The 17,408-nt window shown below is 63.7% G+C and carries 17 protein-coding genes; 10 read left to right on the forward strand and 7 right to left on the reverse strand.

Annotated features, from left to right (window positions below):
- Window positions 1–195 precede the first annotated feature (195 nt).
- A complete protein-coding gene (locus RID11_RS12840) occupies window positions 196–1,128 on the reverse strand; it encodes a zinc-ribbon domain-containing protein (RefSeq protein ID WP_350139756.1) in 933 nt (310 codons plus the stop codon).
- A 109-nt stretch (window positions 1,129–1,237) separates the two neighbouring features.
- On the opposite strand from RID11_RS12840, the gene RID11_RS12845 reads away from it, so the two are divergent.
- The 3 genes from RID11_RS12845 to RID11_RS12855 are packed head-to-tail and all read left to right on the forward strand — an operon-like array spanning window position 1,238 to window position 3,554.
- Window positions 1,238–1,915 (forward strand): cell division ATP-binding protein FtsE, encoded by a 678-nt coding sequence (locus RID11_RS12845; protein WP_074785618.1) that lies wholly within the window; start codon window positions 1,238–1,240, stop codon window positions 1,913–1,915.
- Window positions 1,912–2,817: a cell division protein FtsX gene (locus RID11_RS12850; protein ID WP_350139760.1), complete on the forward strand. Its 906-nt coding sequence runs from the start codon at window positions 1,912–1,914 to the stop codon at window positions 2,815–2,817. Before RID11_RS12845 ends, RID11_RS12850 begins: the two co-directional genes overlap by 4 nt.
- A complete protein-coding gene (locus tag RID11_RS12855; RefSeq protein WP_350139763.1) occupies window positions 2,814–3,554 on the forward strand; it encodes a lysophospholipid acyltransferase family protein in 741 nt (246 codons plus the stop codon). The genes RID11_RS12850 and RID11_RS12855 overlap by 4 nt, the downstream gene beginning before the upstream one ends.
- A gap of 253 nt (window positions 3,555–3,807) precedes the next feature.
- Here the strand turns inward: RID11_RS12855 and RID11_RS12860 are convergent, their stop codons facing one another.
- The 4 genes from RID11_RS12860 to RID11_RS12875 are packed head-to-tail and all read right to left on the reverse strand — an operon-like array spanning window position 3,808 to window position 6,459.
- Window positions 3,808–4,836: a MaoC family dehydratase gene (locus tag RID11_RS12860; RefSeq protein ID WP_350139765.1), complete on the reverse strand. Its 1,029-nt coding sequence runs from the start codon at window positions 4,834–4,836 to the stop codon at window positions 3,808–3,810.
- A 2-nt stretch (window positions 4,837–4,838) separates the two neighbouring features.
- A complete protein-coding gene (locus RID11_RS12865) occupies window positions 4,839–5,042 on the reverse strand; it encodes a DUF1737 domain-containing protein (RefSeq protein ID WP_350139768.1) in 204 nt (67 codons plus the stop codon).
- A gap of 4 nt (window positions 5,043–5,046) precedes the next feature.
- Window positions 5,047–5,592 (reverse strand): NnrU family protein, encoded by a 546-nt coding sequence (locus RID11_RS12870; protein WP_350139769.1) that lies wholly within the window; start codon window positions 5,590–5,592, stop codon window positions 5,047–5,049.
- Between the two features lie 6 nt (window positions 5,593–5,598).
- Window positions 5,599–6,459 (reverse strand): HpcH/HpaI aldolase/citrate lyase family protein, encoded by an 861-nt coding sequence (locus RID11_RS12875; RefSeq protein ID WP_350139771.1) that lies wholly within the window; start codon window positions 6,457–6,459, stop codon window positions 5,599–5,601.
- A 207-nt stretch (window positions 6,460–6,666) separates the two neighbouring features.
- Here RID11_RS12875 and RID11_RS12880 point away from each other — a divergent pair, with 207 nt between their 5' ends.
- Window positions 6,667–6,972, forward strand: a complete 306-nt coding sequence (locus tag RID11_RS12880; RefSeq protein ID WP_350139773.1) for a hypothetical protein — start codon at window positions 6,667–6,669, stop codon at window positions 6,970–6,972.
- 5 nt (window positions 6,973–6,977) lie between these two features.
- Here RID11_RS12880 and RID11_RS12885 read toward each other — a convergent pair whose 3' ends face one another.
- Window positions 6,978–7,721, reverse strand: a complete 744-nt coding sequence (locus RID11_RS12885; protein ID WP_350139775.1) for a sulfite exporter TauE/SafE family protein — start codon at window positions 7,719–7,721, stop codon at window positions 6,978–6,980.
- A 157-nt stretch (window positions 7,722–7,878) separates the two neighbouring features.
- Between RID11_RS12885 and mdh the strand changes: the two genes are divergently transcribed.
- Window positions 7,879–8,841, forward strand: a complete 963-nt coding sequence (gene mdh / locus RID11_RS12890; protein ID WP_350139778.1) for a malate dehydrogenase — start codon at window positions 7,879–7,881, stop codon at window positions 8,839–8,841.
- 77 nt (window positions 8,842–8,918) lie between these two features.
- On the opposite strand, the gene RID11_RS12895 is transcribed toward mdh, so the two are convergent.
- The gene (locus RID11_RS12895) at window positions 8,919–9,596 is read right to left on the reverse strand and encodes a VPLPA-CTERM sorting domain-containing protein (protein ID WP_350139781.1); all 678 of its coding nucleotides are present in this window, start codon (window positions 9,594–9,596) and stop codon (window positions 8,919–8,921) included.
- 516 nt (window positions 9,597–10,112) lie between these two features.
- Here RID11_RS12895 and sucC point away from each other — a divergent pair.
- The 5 genes from sucC to odhB all read left to right on the forward strand — a co-directional run bounded on the left by sucC (window position 10,113) and on the right by odhB (window position 17,407).
- Window positions 10,113–11,306, forward strand: coding sequence for an ADP-forming succinate--CoA ligase subunit beta (sucC, locus tag RID11_RS12900; RefSeq protein WP_350139783.1), 1,194 nt, complete (start codon window positions 10,113–10,115; stop codon window positions 11,304–11,306).
- A 59-nt stretch (window positions 11,307–11,365) separates the two neighbouring features.
- Entirely contained in the window at window positions 11,366–12,256 is an 891-nt protein-coding gene (gene sucD, locus RID11_RS12905) for a succinate--CoA ligase subunit alpha (protein ID WP_350139786.1), read from the forward strand.
- A gap of 95 nt (window positions 12,257–12,351) precedes the next feature.
- Window positions 12,352–12,867 carry a hypothetical protein gene (locus RID11_RS12910; RefSeq protein ID WP_350139788.1) on the forward strand — a complete coding sequence of 172 codons (516 nt, stop codon included), beginning with the start codon at window positions 12,352–12,354 and terminating at the stop codon, window positions 12,865–12,867.
- A gap of 13 nt (window positions 12,868–12,880) precedes the next feature.
- Window positions 12,881–15,841, forward strand: coding sequence for a 2-oxoglutarate dehydrogenase E1 component (locus tag RID11_RS12915; protein ID WP_350139791.1), 2,961 nt, complete (start codon window positions 12,881–12,883; stop codon window positions 15,839–15,841).
- 3 nt (window positions 15,842–15,844) lie between these two features.
- Complete coding sequence (odhB, locus tag RID11_RS12920) at window positions 15,845–17,407, forward strand: 2-oxoglutarate dehydrogenase complex dihydrolipoyllysine-residue succinyltransferase (RefSeq protein WP_350139793.1); 1,563 nt, start codon at window positions 15,845–15,847, stop codon at window positions 17,405–17,407.
- The last annotated feature ends 1 nt before the right edge of the window (window position 17,408 follow it).

Raw genomic sequence — 17,408 nt, forward strand, 5'->3', positions numbered from 1 at the left:
GATTTGATAGGGCGCGCAACGTGTCGAGGTTAGAATGACTTGGCTGGGATAAAGCGCCCGCCACGGGTGTTGCATCGCCAGTCCCCGGCCCTGCGCTCGCGCGGCACCTTCTACGGGCCAATTAACGTCCGCTCCAGACCAAAATACCCGCCATCCGTCCGCCCCATGCACGACATCGGACATGGGCTGCGCGGTTCAGTTCGCCGGGCCACCGATCTGCGCGATGACGCGCGACACGAGATCGTTGAGCTGCGTGCGCGCCGCGTTCACCGCCTCGACATATTGCGCCAGCGGGGCCTCGGCAGCGGGGATCATCTGCGCAATGCTGGATGCCGTCAGGTAGACGATGGTGGCCACCACGAAGGTGATCACCGCCAGCCGGAACCCCGATCGAAAGCCGCCGCGCCGACTGGATATCGGCACCTCTTCAGGCAACTCCGCTGCCGCCGCCGACGCCGTGTCGCCGCGCTCCCCGCTTGAAGTCAGTGACGAGTTGATCTCTTCGATATCGGGCAGCAGATTACGCCGTGAGGACGGGTCGATATCGTCGTCGCGGCTTTCGTCGACCTGCTCTTCGGAGGGCGCGGGCGGTGGCGTCTCACCGCCGCCGCGCAGACGTTCCATCCGGGCGCGGGCCTGACGGCTGCGCTCATCCTCGGATATGCCGGGATCGGCAAGGCCCAGATCGGGCTGGGTCTCAAGCCCGCCCGCCCCCTCGGCCGCGCGGGCAGCGCGCTCGCGCTCGGCCTCTTCGCGCAGGATATCGGCCACGTTCGGATCAAGCCTGCGCTGCGCAGGCGGCTCTTCGGGTGCGGCCTCGGCTGTCGGCTCGGGCACCGGTTCAGGTATCGGTTCGGGCGCAGGCTCCGGGTCTGCCTCGGCGGCGGCGTCAGGCGGGGCCGCGTATTCGTCCGGCACATCCTCTGCCTCGGCGGGCGCATGGTCGGGGTGATGCTGAAACCAGGTATCGCCGCAATTCGAGCATTGCACATCACGCCCCGAGGCTGGGATCACCGCCTCCGGGACCTCGTATTGCGCCCCGCAATTCGGGCAAGTCAGCCTCATGGTGCCACCTGTCGCCTGTTCCGTGTCGCCGTTATCCGGCCCCCTGTCCTCGATCAAAAGCATAAGCGCTTCTTTGCCTTGGGAAAAGAGCAAAGCGAATCACGCGCTCGATCATTGCACATGTGTGGCCTCTGGGGCATTTAGGGAGGATATGCGTATTGAGGGGCAGCCCGTGATCGAGCTGGAAGATGTGGCTTACAACTATGGCGGGGGCGAGTTGCTCAGCGAGGTGTCGCTGTCGCTCAGCCCCGGATCGTTCCATTTCCTGACCGGGCCGTCGGGGGCGGGCAAGACCACGCTCCTGAAGCTGTGCTACGGCGCGCTGGTGCCCACCTCGGGGCAATTGCGCCTGTTCGGGCAGGACCGGCGCGAGATGGGGCGCGACGATATCGCCACCGTGCGGCGGCGCGTTGGCGTGGTGCATCAGGATTGCCAGTTTCTCGACCACCTCAGCGTGGAGGACAACATCGCCCTGCCGCTCAGCGTGTCGGGGCGCGATCTGCTGGCCGAGGGGGCCAATCTCAAGGAACTGATCGGCTGGGTCGGTCTGCGCGAGAGGGCCAAGGCGCGCCCGCCGGAACTGTCGGGCGGCGAGCGGCAGCGCGCGGCGTTGGCGCGCGCGGTGATCATGTCGCCCGACGTGATCCTCGCGGACGAGCCCACCGGCAATGTCGATTGGGAGATGTCGCAGCGCCTGCTGCGTCTGCTGATCGAGCTCAACCTGATGGGCAAGACGATCCTGATCGCGACCCATGATCTGGCGCTGATCCGGGCGGCCAAGGCACATGTGCAGGCGCGGGTGCTGCGCATCGCGGCGCGGCGCCTGCAACTGGCGGGGGCAGATCTGTGAAGCTGGATATCCGTGGCTTGGGCGATCTTCTGATCGGTGATGTGCAGGCGGACCGGGTGGTGCCGCCCACCGGCTTCACCGCATGGCTTACGCTGTTCAGCGCGGGGGCGATGGCGTTTCTGGCGATTTTCGCGCTGGCGCTGTCGCTGGCGACGGGGCGTCTGGCCGAACGCTGGGGGGATGAGCTGGCGCGCACCGCGACGGTCCGCATCTCGGCCCCCGAGGCACAGATGGCGGCCCAGACCGCCGCCGCGCTGCGGGTGCTTGAGACGACGACCGGCGTCGCGCGCGCCCGCGCGCTTGATGATGCCGAACAGGCCGCCCTGCTCGAGCCGTGGTTCGGCCCGGACCTGCCGATCGATCAACTGCCGGTGCCCCGCCTGATCGAGGTGATCGAAACCGCCGAGGGGTTTGATGCCGATGGCCTGCGCCTGCGCCTGCAGGCCGAGGTGCCGGGCGCGGTGCTCGACGATCACACACGCTGGCGCGCGCCGCTGGTGCGCGCCGCCGACCGGCTGCGCCTCCTGGGCTGGCTGTCGCTGGTGCTGATCGGCGGCGCGACGGCGGCGATGATCACGCTGGCGGCCAACGCCGCCCTTGCCGCCAATGCGCAGGTCATACAGGTGCTGCGCCTGGTGGGCGCGCGCGACAGCTATATCGCGCGGGCCTTTGTGCGGCGCTTCACGCTGCGCGCCCTCGGTGGGGCCGCCATTGGCATGGCGGTGGGCTGTCTCGCCATTCTCGCCCTGCCAAGCGCCGATGCGGCGGGCGGATTTCTGACCGGGCTCGGGTTTCAGGGCTGGCACTGGCTCTGGCCGCCGGTGGTGCCGGTTCTGGCCGCCGTGGTCGCGTTTTTCGCGACCCGGGCTGCGGCGCGCAAGACGCTGGAGGAGATGCCGTGATGCAGGCGGTTCAATGGCTGCGGTCGCTGGTTTTCGTGGTGTTCATCTATGCGATGATGCCGGTTCTGGGGCTGCTCTACCTGCCCTGGGCGCTGCTCAGCCGCAAGGGCGCGCTGGCCGCCTGCCATGCCTGGTGCCGCGTCGTGCGCTGGGCCGCGCGCTGGATGGTGGGCCTGCGCACCGAGGTGCGCGGCACGCCACCCGAGGATGAGGTGCTGATCGTCGCCAAACATCAGAGTTTCCTCGATATCATCCTGATCTACGGGTCGGTCCCGGCGGGCAAGTTCATCATGAAGCGCGAATTGATGTATGCGCCGGTGATCGGGCAATATGCGCTGCGCATCGGCTGCGTGCCGGTGGACCGGGGCAAGCGCAGCGCCGCCATCAAGCAGATGGTCGCCGATGTCGGCAAGGGGCGGCTGGCACCCGGGCAACTGATCATCTACCCGCAGGGCACCCGCATCGCGCCGGGGGTCAAGGCCCCCTACAAGGTGGGCTCCGGCGTGCTCTATCACGAGTTGGGACAGGATTGCGTGCCGGTGGCCACCAATGTGGGTGTGTTCTGGCCCCGCAAGGGCATCCTGCGCAAGCCGGGCCTCGGGGTGGTGGAATTCCTGCCGCGCATCGAGGCGGGGCTGGGCAAGGAGGCGTTCATGGCACGGCTCGAAGACGAGATCGAGTCTGCCTCCAACCGGCTCATGCGCGAGGCCGGGTTCGATCCGGAAACGGCGGGCTGAGCGGGGGCCGCGTCGGTGTCGAATGGCCTGATGCGGACATAGAACCCCGACAGAAGGTGCTGCGTGATCGCAGGGCCGGCGACTGGCGATGCAACGGCAGATGCGGGTACTTTATCCCAGCCAAGTCATTCTAAACTCAACACGTTGCGCGCCCTTCCAAATCGCCAGGCCGCGGGACGGCCCGGCGATCGCGCGGCACCTTCGGTGCGTTTCGCGCGGGATGCGGCAACGGCAGCTTAAGGCCAAACCCGCCTCACACCGGCATCAGCACCCAGTAATCGAGATCGAGCAGCACATGCGGCAGGTATTTGCTATCCTCGCCCTTGAGGGTAAACGGCTCGCCCCCCTTGGTCGCCACCAGCCGCAGGCGCAGCGCGCCCACGCCCGGCGCATCCACCTCGGCGCGATCCAGCACCTCTGACCACGCGCGCACGGTGTCGCCCGCGAAACAGGGGTTGGCGTGGCTGCCTGCATTGAGCGCGGCGATCATCTGCGCATTGGCGAGGCCATTGAACGACAGCGCCCGCGCCATCGAGATCACATGCCCGCCATAGATCAGCCGCTTGCCGTCCGCGCGCGGTGTGGCGTCGAAATGCGTCTTCGAGGTGTTCTGCCACAGCCGCGTCGCCATCATGTGCTCGGCTTCCTCGATGGTCACGCCGTCGACATGGTCGATCCGCTCGCCAATCTCGTAATCGCCCACCCGGTGCGGCTCGCCGGCCAGCCCGAAATCGTAATGGCTGAAATCGAGCCCCGCCGGGATCACCAGATCGCTCGGGTCCACCACCGCCTCCGTCTGCGGCACCACCGCCTCGGGGGCAGGCGCATCGAGGTTGTTCTTGCGCACCATCACCCACCGCACGAATTCCATCACCGGTAGGTCATGCTGGTTGAACCCCGTGGTGCGCACATAGACCACCCCGGTCTTGCCGGACGAGTTCTGCTTGAGCCCGATCACCTCGGATTCGCTGCGCAGGGTGTCGCCGGGATAGACCGGGCGCAGCCAGCGCGCCTCGGCATAGCCCAGATTGGCCACGGCATTGAGCGAGATATCCGGCACCGACTTGCCGAACACGATGTGAAACGCCGCCATGTCGTCGATCGGGCTGTCGGGCAAGCCGCTCGCGCGGGCGAACTCGTTCGAGGAATAAAGCGCAAGCCGCGCCGGATAAAGCGCGTGATAAAGCGCCCGCTCGCCCCCTGATACGCTGCGCGGCACCGCGTGGCGGATCACCTCTCCCAGCCTGTAATCCTCGAAGAACCGCCCCGGATTGGTCTTCATCGTCACTGCTCTCCCAGCTTCATCCCGGGCGCATAGTCGCCCTCTTTCTCCTTCACCACGGCCTGCCCGCAGCGCATCACGCCATTGGCCCCGTCAAAGGCGTAGGTCGGATCGCCGTAAAGCTCCCAACCCTGATTGAGCGCCGCCGTCACCTTGTGACAAAACTCCGACGTGTCGTCGGCAGAGAGAAAACGATAGAGTTTCATAGGCTTACCCCGGGAACGGCCAGACACCCAGCCAGTTGTGAATGAGGGTGATGACAAGGAACATCACCACCGTGATGACAACTAGGATCACGTCCTTCTTGGCCTCGCCCGGCTGCGGGCGGTTCCATTCCTCCGAGAGGTTGATCACCACCACTTCCAGCACGGCCCAGGCCAGCAGCCCGCCGAACAGAACCAATGAGGCCAGATCGCCATTGACCAGCAGATGCGCCACCGCCCAGATCTTGACGGCGGTCAGCTGCGGATGCCGCATCGCGCCGCGCAGCCGCCCCTTGGTGGCACTCATGCCGTAGACGAACACGGCGGCCAGCATCATCAGGTTATTCAGATGCACCGTCCAGGCGGGCGGGAACCAGACGTTGAAGACCTCCGCCTGCCGATAGCCATAGATCATCAGGACCAGACCGGCCAGAATGCCCACTGCCGCCAGCACCTTGCCCGCATTGCCCATGCGTGCGCGCAGATCGGGGGCCACCCGTTTGAAGAGATGCGCCGCGACCCAGAGGATCAGCCCGAGGATGAGGTACGTCATTGGTTGCTACTCCGCTGCCATGTCTCGTATCGCCTGCGCGCGGGCAAGGATGCGCTGTGCCGCGACGACATGCAGATTCTCCACGATCTGCCCGTCGACCACCGCGATGCCCTGCCCCGAGGCCCGGCTTTCTTCATAGGCGGCTATCTGTCGTTCGGCTAGCTCTAACTCGGAATTCGTTGGGGCAAAGGCCGTGTTGGCGATCTCGATCTGCGCGGGGTGAATCAGCGTCTTGCCATCGAATCCCAGATCACGCCCCTGTTCGCATTCGGCCTTGAGCCCGTCACCATCACGGAACCGGTTGTAAACCCCATCCACCGCCACGATCCGCGCCGCCCGCGCCGCCATCACGATCCGTTGCAGCGCCGTCATCAGCGGCAGGCGGTCGGCCCGCACCCGGCAGCCCAGATCCTTGGTCAGGTCATTGGTGCCCGCGACCAGCCCTGTCACCTGCCGGTGCGCGGCGATATCGCGCGCGTTGAACACGCAGGCCGGGGTTTCCATCATCGTCCAGACCGGCAGGTTGGCACCGATCACCTCGGAAAGGTTGTCGATATCCGACGGGTTGTTGACCTTGGGCAGCAGGATCGCATCGGCCCCCGCATCGCGCAGCGCGCGGGCATCCTCCAGCCCCCATTCCGTGGTCAGCGCGTTGATTCGCACGATCTTGGCCCGCTTGCCATAGCCGCCCTGCCGCAGCGCCTCGACCAGCGTGGCGCGCGCCTCGGCCTTGGCATCGGGGGCGACGGCATCCTCCAGATCAAAGATGATCGCATCGGTCGGCAACTCGCGCGCCTTCTCCAGCGCCCGCTCCTTGGAGCCGGGAATATAGAGCACCGAACGATAGGGATGCGCGTTGCTGTCCATGGGTCTGCCCTCTCTTGGATTCTGTTGCTTGTAATATTCTTGCGCAGGAATGGCACTTTTCGGAGGAAACGTTCAAGCCTTTTCTCGCCGCGACGCAGCATCGCGCACCTGCCCCCGGCTTTACCCGCCGCGTTAACCGCCTGTTCACCTTTCCTTGGCCACTCTCGTCCCCGGACGGCAGGGACAAATCGCAGAAAGGATGAGACGATGCTGAAACGACTGATCCCGGGCCTTGCCGTGCTTGCCCTGATCGCGGGCGGCGCGCAGGCGCAACCCGGCAACTGCGCCCCACGTGATGTTGTGGTGGACCGCCTCGCCACCGCGTATGGCGAGACGCGGCACTCCATGGGCCTCGGCGCGCAGGGCGCGGTGATGGAGGTGTTCGCCTCGCAAACCTCCGGCAGTTGGACGATCACCGTAACTTTGCCCGACGGGCTGACCTGCCTGATCGCCAGCGGTCAGGCGTTCGAGGCGATGGCCGCCCCTCTCCCCAAACCCGGCAGCGACGCCTGAGCGCGTCACAGCGCATCAAAGATGAGCTTGGCCCCGGTCACCGCCAGTAACACATAAGTAATGCCAAAAAACGCCCGCTCCGGCACGATCCGGTGCGCGCGCACCCCGATCCACGCCCCGAGTAACGCGAAGGGCGCCAGCGCCAGATCAATCAGCAGGGTCTGCGCGGTGAACAATCCCAGCACCGCATAAGGCCCCGCCTTGGCGATATTCAGCACGAAGAACAGGATCACCGTGGTCGCCTGATAGCGCGTCTTGTCGATCCCGCGCGACAGCAGGTAGACGGCGGCGGGCGGCCCGCCCGCATGGCTCACGAAACTGGTAAATCCCGCGACCATCCCCGCCAGCATCCCCGCCCATCCCGGCAAGGCGCGGCGCGCCCCCCGGATCACGCCGCTTCGCACCAACACCTGCCAGAGCACGAAGCCAATCGCGATCGCCCCGATCAGCAGGCGCAACAGATCCGCATCCGCCACCCGGTAAAACGCCACACCAAGTGCCACGCCCGGCAGCCCCCCGAGGATCAGGAACCACGCCTCCTCGCGCCCCCATTGCCGCCAATAGGGCCGCAGCGTGGCCACGTCGATCAGCATCAAGAGCGGCAGCATGATGCCCAGGGCCATGCCCGGCTCCACGAACAGCGCCAGAATCGCCGCCCCCGCAAACGCCGCGCCAGAGCCGAATCCCCCCTTCGACACCCCCGCGAACAGCGCCGCCAGCACCCCGATTGCAAACACGTCCCAGCCCATGGCCCGCACCCTAAACTCAGCGATTTTCTGCACTTTAGCGGCATGCATGCGCATACAACAGCCCCGGCCCCGCATTTGCCGCAGCGCAGCACCCTTGCATGAAGCCAAAAATCCGACTACGCCCAAGCGCAACTTTTCAACCGATGGAGACTATCCAATGGCCAGACCCAAGATTGCGCTGATCGGCGCCGGACAGATCGGCGGCACCCTCGCCCATCTCGCCGCGCTTAAGGAACTGGGCGATATCGTGCTGTTCGACATTGCCGAAGGCACCCCCGAGGGCAAGGCGCTCGACATCGCGGAATCCGGCCCCGCCGAAGGGTTCGACGCGGCCCTCAAGGGCACGCAGTCCTATGAGGATATCGCGGGCGCGGATGTCTGCATCGTCACCGCCGGTGTCCCGCGCAAGCCGGGCATGAGCCGCGACGATCTTCTGGGCATCAACCTCAAGGTCATGAAATCCGTGGGCGAGGGCATCGCCGCCAACGCGCCCAACGCCTTTGTCATCTGCATCACCAACCCGCTCGACGCGATGGTCTGGGCGCTGCAGAAGTTCTCAGGGCTTCCCGCGAACAAGGTCTGCGGCATGGCCGGTGTGCTCGACAGCGCCCGCTTCCGCCACTTCCTCAGCCTGGAATTCAACGTCTCCATGAAAGACGTCAGCGCCTTCGTTCTGGGCGGGCATGGCGACACGATGGTGCCCTGCGTGCGCTATTCCACCGTCGCCGGCGTCCCGCTGCCCGACCTGATCAAGATGGGCTGGACCACGCAGGAAAAACTCGACGCGATCCTGCAACGCACCCGTGACGGCGGCGCCGAGATCGTCGGCCTGCTCAAGACCGGCTCGGCCTTCTACGCCCCCGCGACCTCGGCCATCGAGATGGCAGAGGCCTATCTCAAGGACCAGAAACGTGTCCTGCCCTGCGCCGCCTGGTGCGATGGCGAAGTGGGCGTCAAGGGCATGTATGTCGGCGTGCCCACCGTGATCGGCGCGGGCGGCATCGAGCGCATCGTCAACATCTCGCTCAACAAGGACGAGCAGGAGATGTTCGACAAATCCGTCGATGCGGTCAAAGGCCTCGTCAAGGCCTGCAAGGAAATCGACAGCTCGCTGGCCTGATCAGGAATCGCTCAGATGGAAACGAAAAGGCCGCCCCGATCACTCGGGACGGCCTTTCTGCCGTGTTTAGACCAATGTCAGGCTGCGCGCCGCCGCCGCCGCGCCAGTCCCAGCCCGCCAAGGGCGGTCAGAAGCAGGAGGCCTGCAGCGGGGACGGGCACCGCCGAAACTGCGATCGCAGACATGTAAGAGTTCGGTGAACCATCTGTTGGCGTGATCGAGAAACTGTCGCCGAGGGCCAAGGCGAACCCAAGATCAATCCTGTAGTTTCCCGTGCCAGAGACGTTGTCAGGTACCATGTCACCACTGTCATACGTGACGCCGTTGATCATGTAGCTCGCAGAGGTCACGGGGTCGTTGTCGTGATTGGCGTTGAACCAGAGCGCTTCGATGATCACGGAGGTTTCCGTGGCTTCGATCGTCAGCGTCTCGGATACACTTGTTATGCCGTCGTCGCTGGCAGGGTCACACTGGTTGCCCCCGCCGTTGGTTGCCGTGCCAATCGCCGCACCGGATGTCGCATCCTTACATACACCGATACCGGCATTGTTGTTGTCGAAATAGACGAATTGTTCAGTATCACCGGCATTGTCATCTGTCGCAGATGCCGTGATCCTCAAATTCGGCCCCGTGAAAAACGGGGACGTGTCATAGGTCGCGTAAATCGACTCCCCAATCCCTCCGCCAGCATTGGCGGCAGCGAGGAAGTCATATGTTGCCGCCGAACCTGCCGTTGCCATACCGAGGCTGAGCAACAGCCCACCAGCCGCAGTCTTAATCCTGAGTGTCATGTCTTAATCTCCCCTAATACTGGTTTTGCGACCTGGGTGTCACTAATTTTCGCGTTTCCCCGCCCCCACGAGGATGTTCGCCGACGCATTCACCCGAGCAGCAAAATGTGTACAAATAAATTAACATGAATCAGCCGGATCTCTGTCTCAATTCTGTCAAACTTGCCAGAAACAGACTGTTTTTGCCTTGATTCGGCCTCCATCCTGAGGCGTCGTGCAGTCTTGAGGTGCATCCTGACTTTGGAAAACTACCTATTGGAAAGTAAATTCGTAACGGAATACAAACAGTGCTCTCCAAAGAGACTCGATTCGTTTCTGTTTGGATTTTAAGCACGGCTGATTTGTGATCACACGTTTTAGCCGCGTGATCACAAAATCCCTTTATGCACCCGAATTGGCCCGAAACCGCAAAAAACCGTTTAAGGCGGGCATGATTCTATGTCTATACCTGTCCTGATCGCAGCAAAACGGGACAGTTTCATGAATATCCATGAGTATCAGGCGAAGGCATTGCTTCGCTCCTACGGCGCCCCGGTGTCGGATGGCCGCGTGGTTCTGCGCGCCGAAGAGGCCAAGACAGCCGCAGGCGCGCTCGACGGACCGCTCTGGGTGGTCAAGGCGCAGATCCACGCCGGCGGCCGCGGCAAGGGCAAGTTCAAGGAGGCCGGTGCCGGTGACGCAGGCGGTGTGCGCCTCGCGAAATCCGTGGAAGAGGCCGCCGACGAGGCCAAGCGCATGCTGGGCCGCACGCTGGTGACCAAGCAGACCGGCGCGCCCGGCAAGCAGGTCAACCGCATCTATATCGAGGACGGCTCCGGCATCGAGACGGAAATGTATCTCGCCCTGCTGGTCGACCGCGTGACCTCCCGCGTCAGCTTCGTCGCCTCCACCGAGGGCGGCATGGATATCGAAGAGGTCGCGGCCTCCACGCCGGAAAAGATCCTCAGCTTTTCGGTCGATCCCGCGACCGGCTATCAGCCGTTCCACGGCCGCCGCATCGCCTTCAATCTCGGCCTCACCGGCGGGCAGATCAAGCAATGCGTGGCGCTGATGGGCACGCTCTACAAGATGTTCGTCGAAAAAGACATGGAGATGCTCGAGATCAACCCCCTGATCGTCACCGACAAGGGCGATCTGAAATGTCTCGACGCCAAGATGAGCTTTGACTCGAACGCGATGTATCGCCACTCGGACATCGCCGAGTTGCGCGACACCACCGAGGAAGACTCCAAGGAACTCGAAGCCTCGAAATACGACCTCAACTACATCGCGCTGGATGGCGAGATCGGCTGCATGGTCAACGGCGCGGGTCTGGCGATGGCCACCATGGACATCATCAAGCTCTACGGTGCAGAGCCTGCCAACTTCCTCGACGTGGGCGGCGGGGCGACCAAGGAAAAGGTCACCGAGGCATTCAAGATCATCACCTCCGATCCGCAGGTCAAGGGCATCCTCGTCAACATCTTCGGCGGCATCATGCGTTGTGATGTGATCGCCGAGGGCGTGATCGCCGCAGTGAAAGAGGTCGGCCTCAAGGTGCCGCTGGTGGTGCGTCTCGAAGGCACCAATGTCGAGAAGGGCAAGGAGATCATCTCCACCTCCGGCCTCGACGTGATCGCCGCCGACGACCTCAAGGACGGCGCCGAAAAGATCGTGAAGGCTGTGAAAGGCTGATCCCGCAGGGTGGGTGCCAACCCACCTCTCCCGCGAATTCATTACAGGAGAACGCCAAGATGGCAGTCCTCGTAGACGAAAATACCAAAGTGATCTGTCAGGGCCTCACCGGCTCGCAGGGCACGTTCCACTCTGAACAGGCCATCGCCTATGGCACCAAGATGGTCGGCGGCGTCACCCCCGGCAAGGGCGGGGCGACGCATCTTGACCTGCCCGTGTTCAACTCGGTGCATGAGGCGCGCCACGAGACCGGGGCCAACGCCTCGGTGATCTACGTGCCCCCGCCCTTCGCCGCCGACAGTATCCTCGAGGCGATCGACGCCGAGATGGAGCTCATCGTCTGCATCACCGAAGGCATCCCGGTGCTCGACATGATGCGCGTCAAGCGCGCGCTGGAGGGCTCCACCTCCAAGCTCATCGGCCCGAACTGCCCCGGCATCATCACGCCTGATGCCTGCAAGATCGGCATCATGCCCGGCCATATCCACAAGCGCGGCTCCTGCGGCGTGGTCTCGCGCTCCGGCACACTGACCTACGAGGCGGTGAAACAGACCTCGGATGTGGGCCTTGGCCAATCGACCTGCGTCGGCATCGGCGGCGACCCGATCAAGGGCACCGAGCATATCGACGTGCTGGAATGGTTCCTCGCCGATGACGAGACCGAGAGCATCATCATGATCGGCGAAATCGGCGGCAGCGCCGAGGAAGACGCCGCACAGTTCCTCGCCGACGAGAAAAAGCGCGGCCGCTGGAAACCCACCGCAGGCTTCATCGCCGGGCGCACCGCCCCCCCGGGCCGCCGCATGGGCCATGCCGGTGCCATCGTGGCGGGCGGCAAGGGCGGCGCCGACGATAAGATCGAGGCGATGAAATCGGCCGGGATCGTCGTCGCCGACAGCCCCGCGGGCCTCGGCGAGGCTGTGCTCAAGGCGATCGGGCGAACAACTTAGGTGAATGCAAAGATTGGCTTTCATCGCCACACTAGATCGTGAATGTTTGAGCTGGATCGCGTCTTGTCCTGCCTCGAAAACCGGAGTCTCAAGAGATGACAAGAAAAGAGAGCGACAAGCTCACGAACCAAGAACTAGCAGAGATCAAGAAAAAGCTTGCCAAACACGAGGCGGCTTCAGCAGAAAGTTCCGCAAAGGATACGGCTTCTGGCATCGTTGGCCTAGTAGTAATATGTGGGCTGATTTATTGGTTTTTCTTTTCAGGTTCGTCGGAGACTCCGGAAGAGGCAGCGGCTCGTTCGCAAGTTGAACAAGCACAGACCGAACTTGCGCAAGCGGAAGAAGCGGAGAAAAAGAGGAAGGGTTTTCACTGCCTAAGCGCCTGGGATGGCTCACACGCGAACTTTAAACGAGATATTGAAGATCGAATGCGTGATCCTGGTAGCTTCGAACACATAAGCACGAGTGTAACGCCGGTATCTAGTAGCGGAACTCATAAGGTGTTTATGGAATATAGAGCCAAAAACGGTTTCGGCGGAATGAATATTGGAACGGCCATGGGCACTTTCAGAAATTCTGACTGCTCGCATATCGTCATTTCCCTTGAGTAGAGGAAAAAGACCAATGACCGACCAATCCCCAAACGATCAGTTCCACGCCTCCAGCTTCATGCAGGGGCACAATGCCGAGTATCTCGAGCAGCTTTACGCCCGCTATGCCAGCGATCCGAACGCGGTGGACGAGGCGTGGCGCGGCTTTTTCGACGCGCTTGGCGATGGCGATGACGATGTCCGCGCCGAGGCAGCCGGCCCCTCCTGGGCGCGCGCCGACTGGCCGCCGATGCCCTCGGATGACCTGACCGCCGCGCTGACCGGCGAATGGCCCGCCGAGGCGGAACTCAAGGACGCAGGCAAGAAGATCGCCTCCAAGGCCTCCGAGAAGGGCGTCGAGGTCACCGACGAGGCGATCCAGCGTGCCGTGCTCGATTCCGTCCGCGCGCTGATGCTCATTCGTGCCTACCGCATCCGTGGCCACCTGATCGCAGAGCTTGACCCGCTCGGCCTGCGCGATCACGGCCACCGCCCCGAGCTTGACCCGAAATCCTACGGCTTCACCGAGGCCGACATGGATCGCCCGATCTTCATCGACAACGTGCTCGGCCTTCAGGTCGCGAGCCTGCGCGAGATCCTCGCCATCGTCAAACGCACCTATTGCGGCACCTTCGCGCTGCAATACATGCACATCTCCGACCCCGAGCAATCGTCCTGGCTCAAGGAGCGGATCGAGGGCTATGACAAGGAAATCAGCTTTACCCGCAACGGGCGCAAGGCGATCCTCAACAAGCTCGTGGAGGCCGAGGGCTTCGAGAAATACCTGCATGTGAAATACATGGGCACCAAGCGCTTCGGTCTCGATGGCGGCGAGAGCCTCATTCCGGCGATGGAGCAGATCATCAAGCGCGGCGGCAATCTCGGGATCGAGGAGATCGTGATCGGCATGCCCCACCGGGGCCGCCTGTCAGTGCTGGCCAACGTCATGGGCAAGCCCTACCGCGCCATTTTCAACGAGTTTCAGGGCGGCTCCTTCAAACCCGAAGAGGTCGACGGCTCGGGCGACGTGAAATACCATCTCGGCGCCAGCCATGACCGCGAGTTTGACGGCAACAAGGTGCACCTGTCGCTCACCGCCAACCCCAGCCACCTCGAGGCCGTGAACCCGGTCGTTCTGGGCAAGGTCCGCGCCAAGCAGGATCAGTTGGGCGACACCGAGCGGATGAAGGTCATGGGCATCCTGCTGCATGGCGACGCGGCCTTTGCCGGGCAGGGCGTGGTGGCCGAAGGCTTTGGCCTCTCGGGCCTCAAGGGGCACAAGACCGGCGGCACCATGCATATCGTGGTCAACAACCAGATCGGCTTTACCACCGCGCCGCATTTCAGCCGCTCCTCGCCCTATCCGACCGATATCGCCCTGATGGTCGAGGCGCCCATTTTCCACGTCAACGGCGACGATCCCGAGGCCGTGGTGCATGCCGCCAAGGTCGCCACCGAGTTCCGCCAGAAGTTCCACAAGGACGTGGTGATCGACATCATCTGCTACCGCCGCTTCGGCCATAACGAGGGGGACGAGCCGATGTTCACCAACCCCCTGATGTACAAGAAGATCAAGCAGCAGAAGACCACGCTCGCGCTCTATACCGAGCGGCTGGTCAAGGACGGTCTCATCCCCGAGGGCGAGATCGAGGACATGAAGGCGGCGTTCCAGTCGCATCTTGCCGACGAGTTCGAGGCCGGCAAGGACTACCGCCCCAACAAGGCCGACTGGCTCGACGGCAAATGGTCCCATCTCGACCGCAAGGACGAGGATTACCAGCGCGGCGAAACCGCGATCAAACCCGAAACCTTCGAGGAAATCGGCCGCGCGCTGACCACCGCGCCCGAGAATTTCACCCTGCATAAGACCGTCTCGCGCCTGCTCGACACCAAGGCCGAGATGTTCAAATCCGGCACCGGCTTTGATTGGGCCACCGCCGAGGCGATTGCCTTCGGCTCGCTGCTCACCGAGGGCTACCCGGTGCGCCTGTCTGGGCAGGACAGCACGCGCGGCACCTTCAGCCAGCGCCATTCCGCCCTGATCAACCAGGATGACGAAGACCGCTACTTCCCGCTCAACCACATCCGCGAGGGGCAGGCGCAATACGAGGCCATCGACTCGATGCTCTCGGAATACGCCGTTCTGGGGTTCGAATACGGCTTCACCCTCGCCGAACCCAACGCCCTCACCCTGTGGGAGGCGCAGTTCGGCGACTTCGCCAACGGCGCGCAGATCATGTTCGACCAGTTCATCTCCTCGGGCGAGAGTAAATGGCTGCGCATGTCCGGCCTCGTCTGCCTTCTGCCGCATGGCTACGAGGGGCAGGGCCCGGAACACTCCTCCGCCCGTCTGGAACGGTTCCTCACGATGTGCGGCGGCGACAACTGGATCGTGGCCAATTGCACCACGCCCGCCAACTACTTCCACATCCTGCGCCGCCAGCTGCACCGCACCTTCCGCAAGCCGCTCATCCTGATGACGCCGAAATCGCTTCTGCGGCACAAGATGGCGGTCTCCAAGACCGAGGAATTCACCACCGGCTCCTCCTTCCACCGGGTGCTGTGGGACGATGCGCAATACGGGCTCTCGGACACCGAACTCGCCCCCGACAAGCAGATCAAGCGCGTCGTGATGTGTTCCGGCAAGGTCTATTTCGACCTGCTCGAGGAACGCGACAAGCGAGGCATCAATGATGTCTACCTGATGCGGATCGAGCAGTTCTACCCGTTCCCGGCCATGTCCATGGTCAAGGAGCTGGAGCGCTTCAAGCAGGCCGAAATGGTCTGGTGCCAGGAAGAGCCCAAGAACCAGGGCGCCTGGTCCTTCATCGAGCCGAATATCGAATGGGTGCTCACGCGCATCAAGGCCAAGCACAAGCGGCCCCAATATGCCGGCCGCGCCGCCGCCGCCTCGCCCGCCACGGGCCTGGCCAAGCAGCACAAAGACCAACAAGAGGCGCTGGTGGATGCCGCGCTGACCATCGAAGGGAAATAAGTGATGAGCACCGAAGTTCGTGTCCCCACCCTTGGCGAATCCGTCTCCGAGGCGACCGTGGCCACATGGTTCAAGAAGCCCGGCGATCCCGTCGCCGCGGATGAGATGCTGTGCGAGCTGGAAACCGACAAGGTGACCGTCGAGGTGCCCAGCCCCGCCGCTGGCACCATGGGCGAGATCGTCGCTGCCGAGGGCGAGACCGTGGGCGTCGATGCGCTCCTCGCCACCATCACCGAGGGCGACGCCAAATCCGCCCCCGCCAAGGACGACAAGAAGGCCAAAGACGACAAGAAGACCAAGGACGACAAGTCCAAGACCGCACAGGCCGCCTCGGGCAGCAACGGCGACAAGGGCAACACCGACGTGATGGTCCCCACGCTTGGCGAATCCGTCTCAGAGGCGACCGTCTCGACCTGGTTCAAAAAGGTCGGCGACAGCGTCTCGCAGGACGAGATGCTGTGCGAGCTCGAGACCGACAAGGTCTCGGTCGAGGTGCCCGCCCCCGCCGCCGGCACGCTGTGCGAAATCCTAGCGCAAGAGGGCGACACCGTGCAGGCCGGCGGCAAGCTCGCCATCCTCTCCGGCGCCGCCGATGGCACGATCGAGCCGCAAAAGCGCCCCGAGCCGTCGGATGAGGCCAGCGACGACAAACCCGCCGCCTCCGGCAAGGATGTCGAAGATGCGCCCTCGGCGAAAAAGGCGATGGCCGAAAAGGGCGTCAGCCGCGATCAGGTGCAGGGCTCGGGCCGCGATGGCCGCGTGATGAAAGAGGACGTGGCCAAGGCCGCCGCCGCCGCAACACAGGCCCCCGCCGCCGCATCAACCCCGGCACAGGCGCCGCGCGCGCCCAGCCCCGCCGAGGATGCGAGCCGCGAGGAACGGGTCAAGATGACCCGCCTGCGCCAGACCATCGCCCGCCGCCTCAAGGACAGCCAGAACACGGCGGCCATGCTCACCACCTATAACGAGGTGGACATGACCGAGGTGATGGCGCTGCGCAATGAATACAAAGACGAGTTCAACAAGAAACACGGCGTGAAACTGGGCTTCATGTCCTTCTTCACCAAGGCCGGCTGCCACGCGCTGAAAGAAGTGCCCGAGGTCAATGCCGAGATCGACGGCACCGATATCGTCTACAAGAACTTCGTGCATATCGGCATCGCGGCGGGCACCCCGACCGGCCTCGTCGTGCCGGTCATTCGCGACGCCGACCAGATGGGCTTTGCCGCGATCGAAAAGGCCATCGCCGAGAAAGGCGCCCGCGCCCGCGACGGCAAGCTCTCCATGGCCGAAATGCAGGGCGGCACCTTCACCATCTCCAACGGCGGCGTCTACGGCTCGCTGATGTCCTCGCCGATCCTCAATCCGCCGCAATCGGGCATCCTCGGCATGCACAAGATCCAGCAGCGCCCGATGGTCGTCAACGGCGAGATCAAGGCCCGCCCGATGATGTATCTCGCCCTCAGCTACGACCACCGCATCGTCGACGGCAAGGGTGCGGTCACCTTCCTCGTCCGCGTCAAAGAGGCGCTCGAAGACCCCCGGCGGTTGCTGATGGATCTGTGAT

It is taken from the genome of Roseovarius sp. (genome assembly GCF_040219995.1).
Lineage (GTDB): Bacteria > Pseudomonadota > Alphaproteobacteria > Rhodobacterales > Rhodobacteraceae > Roseovarius.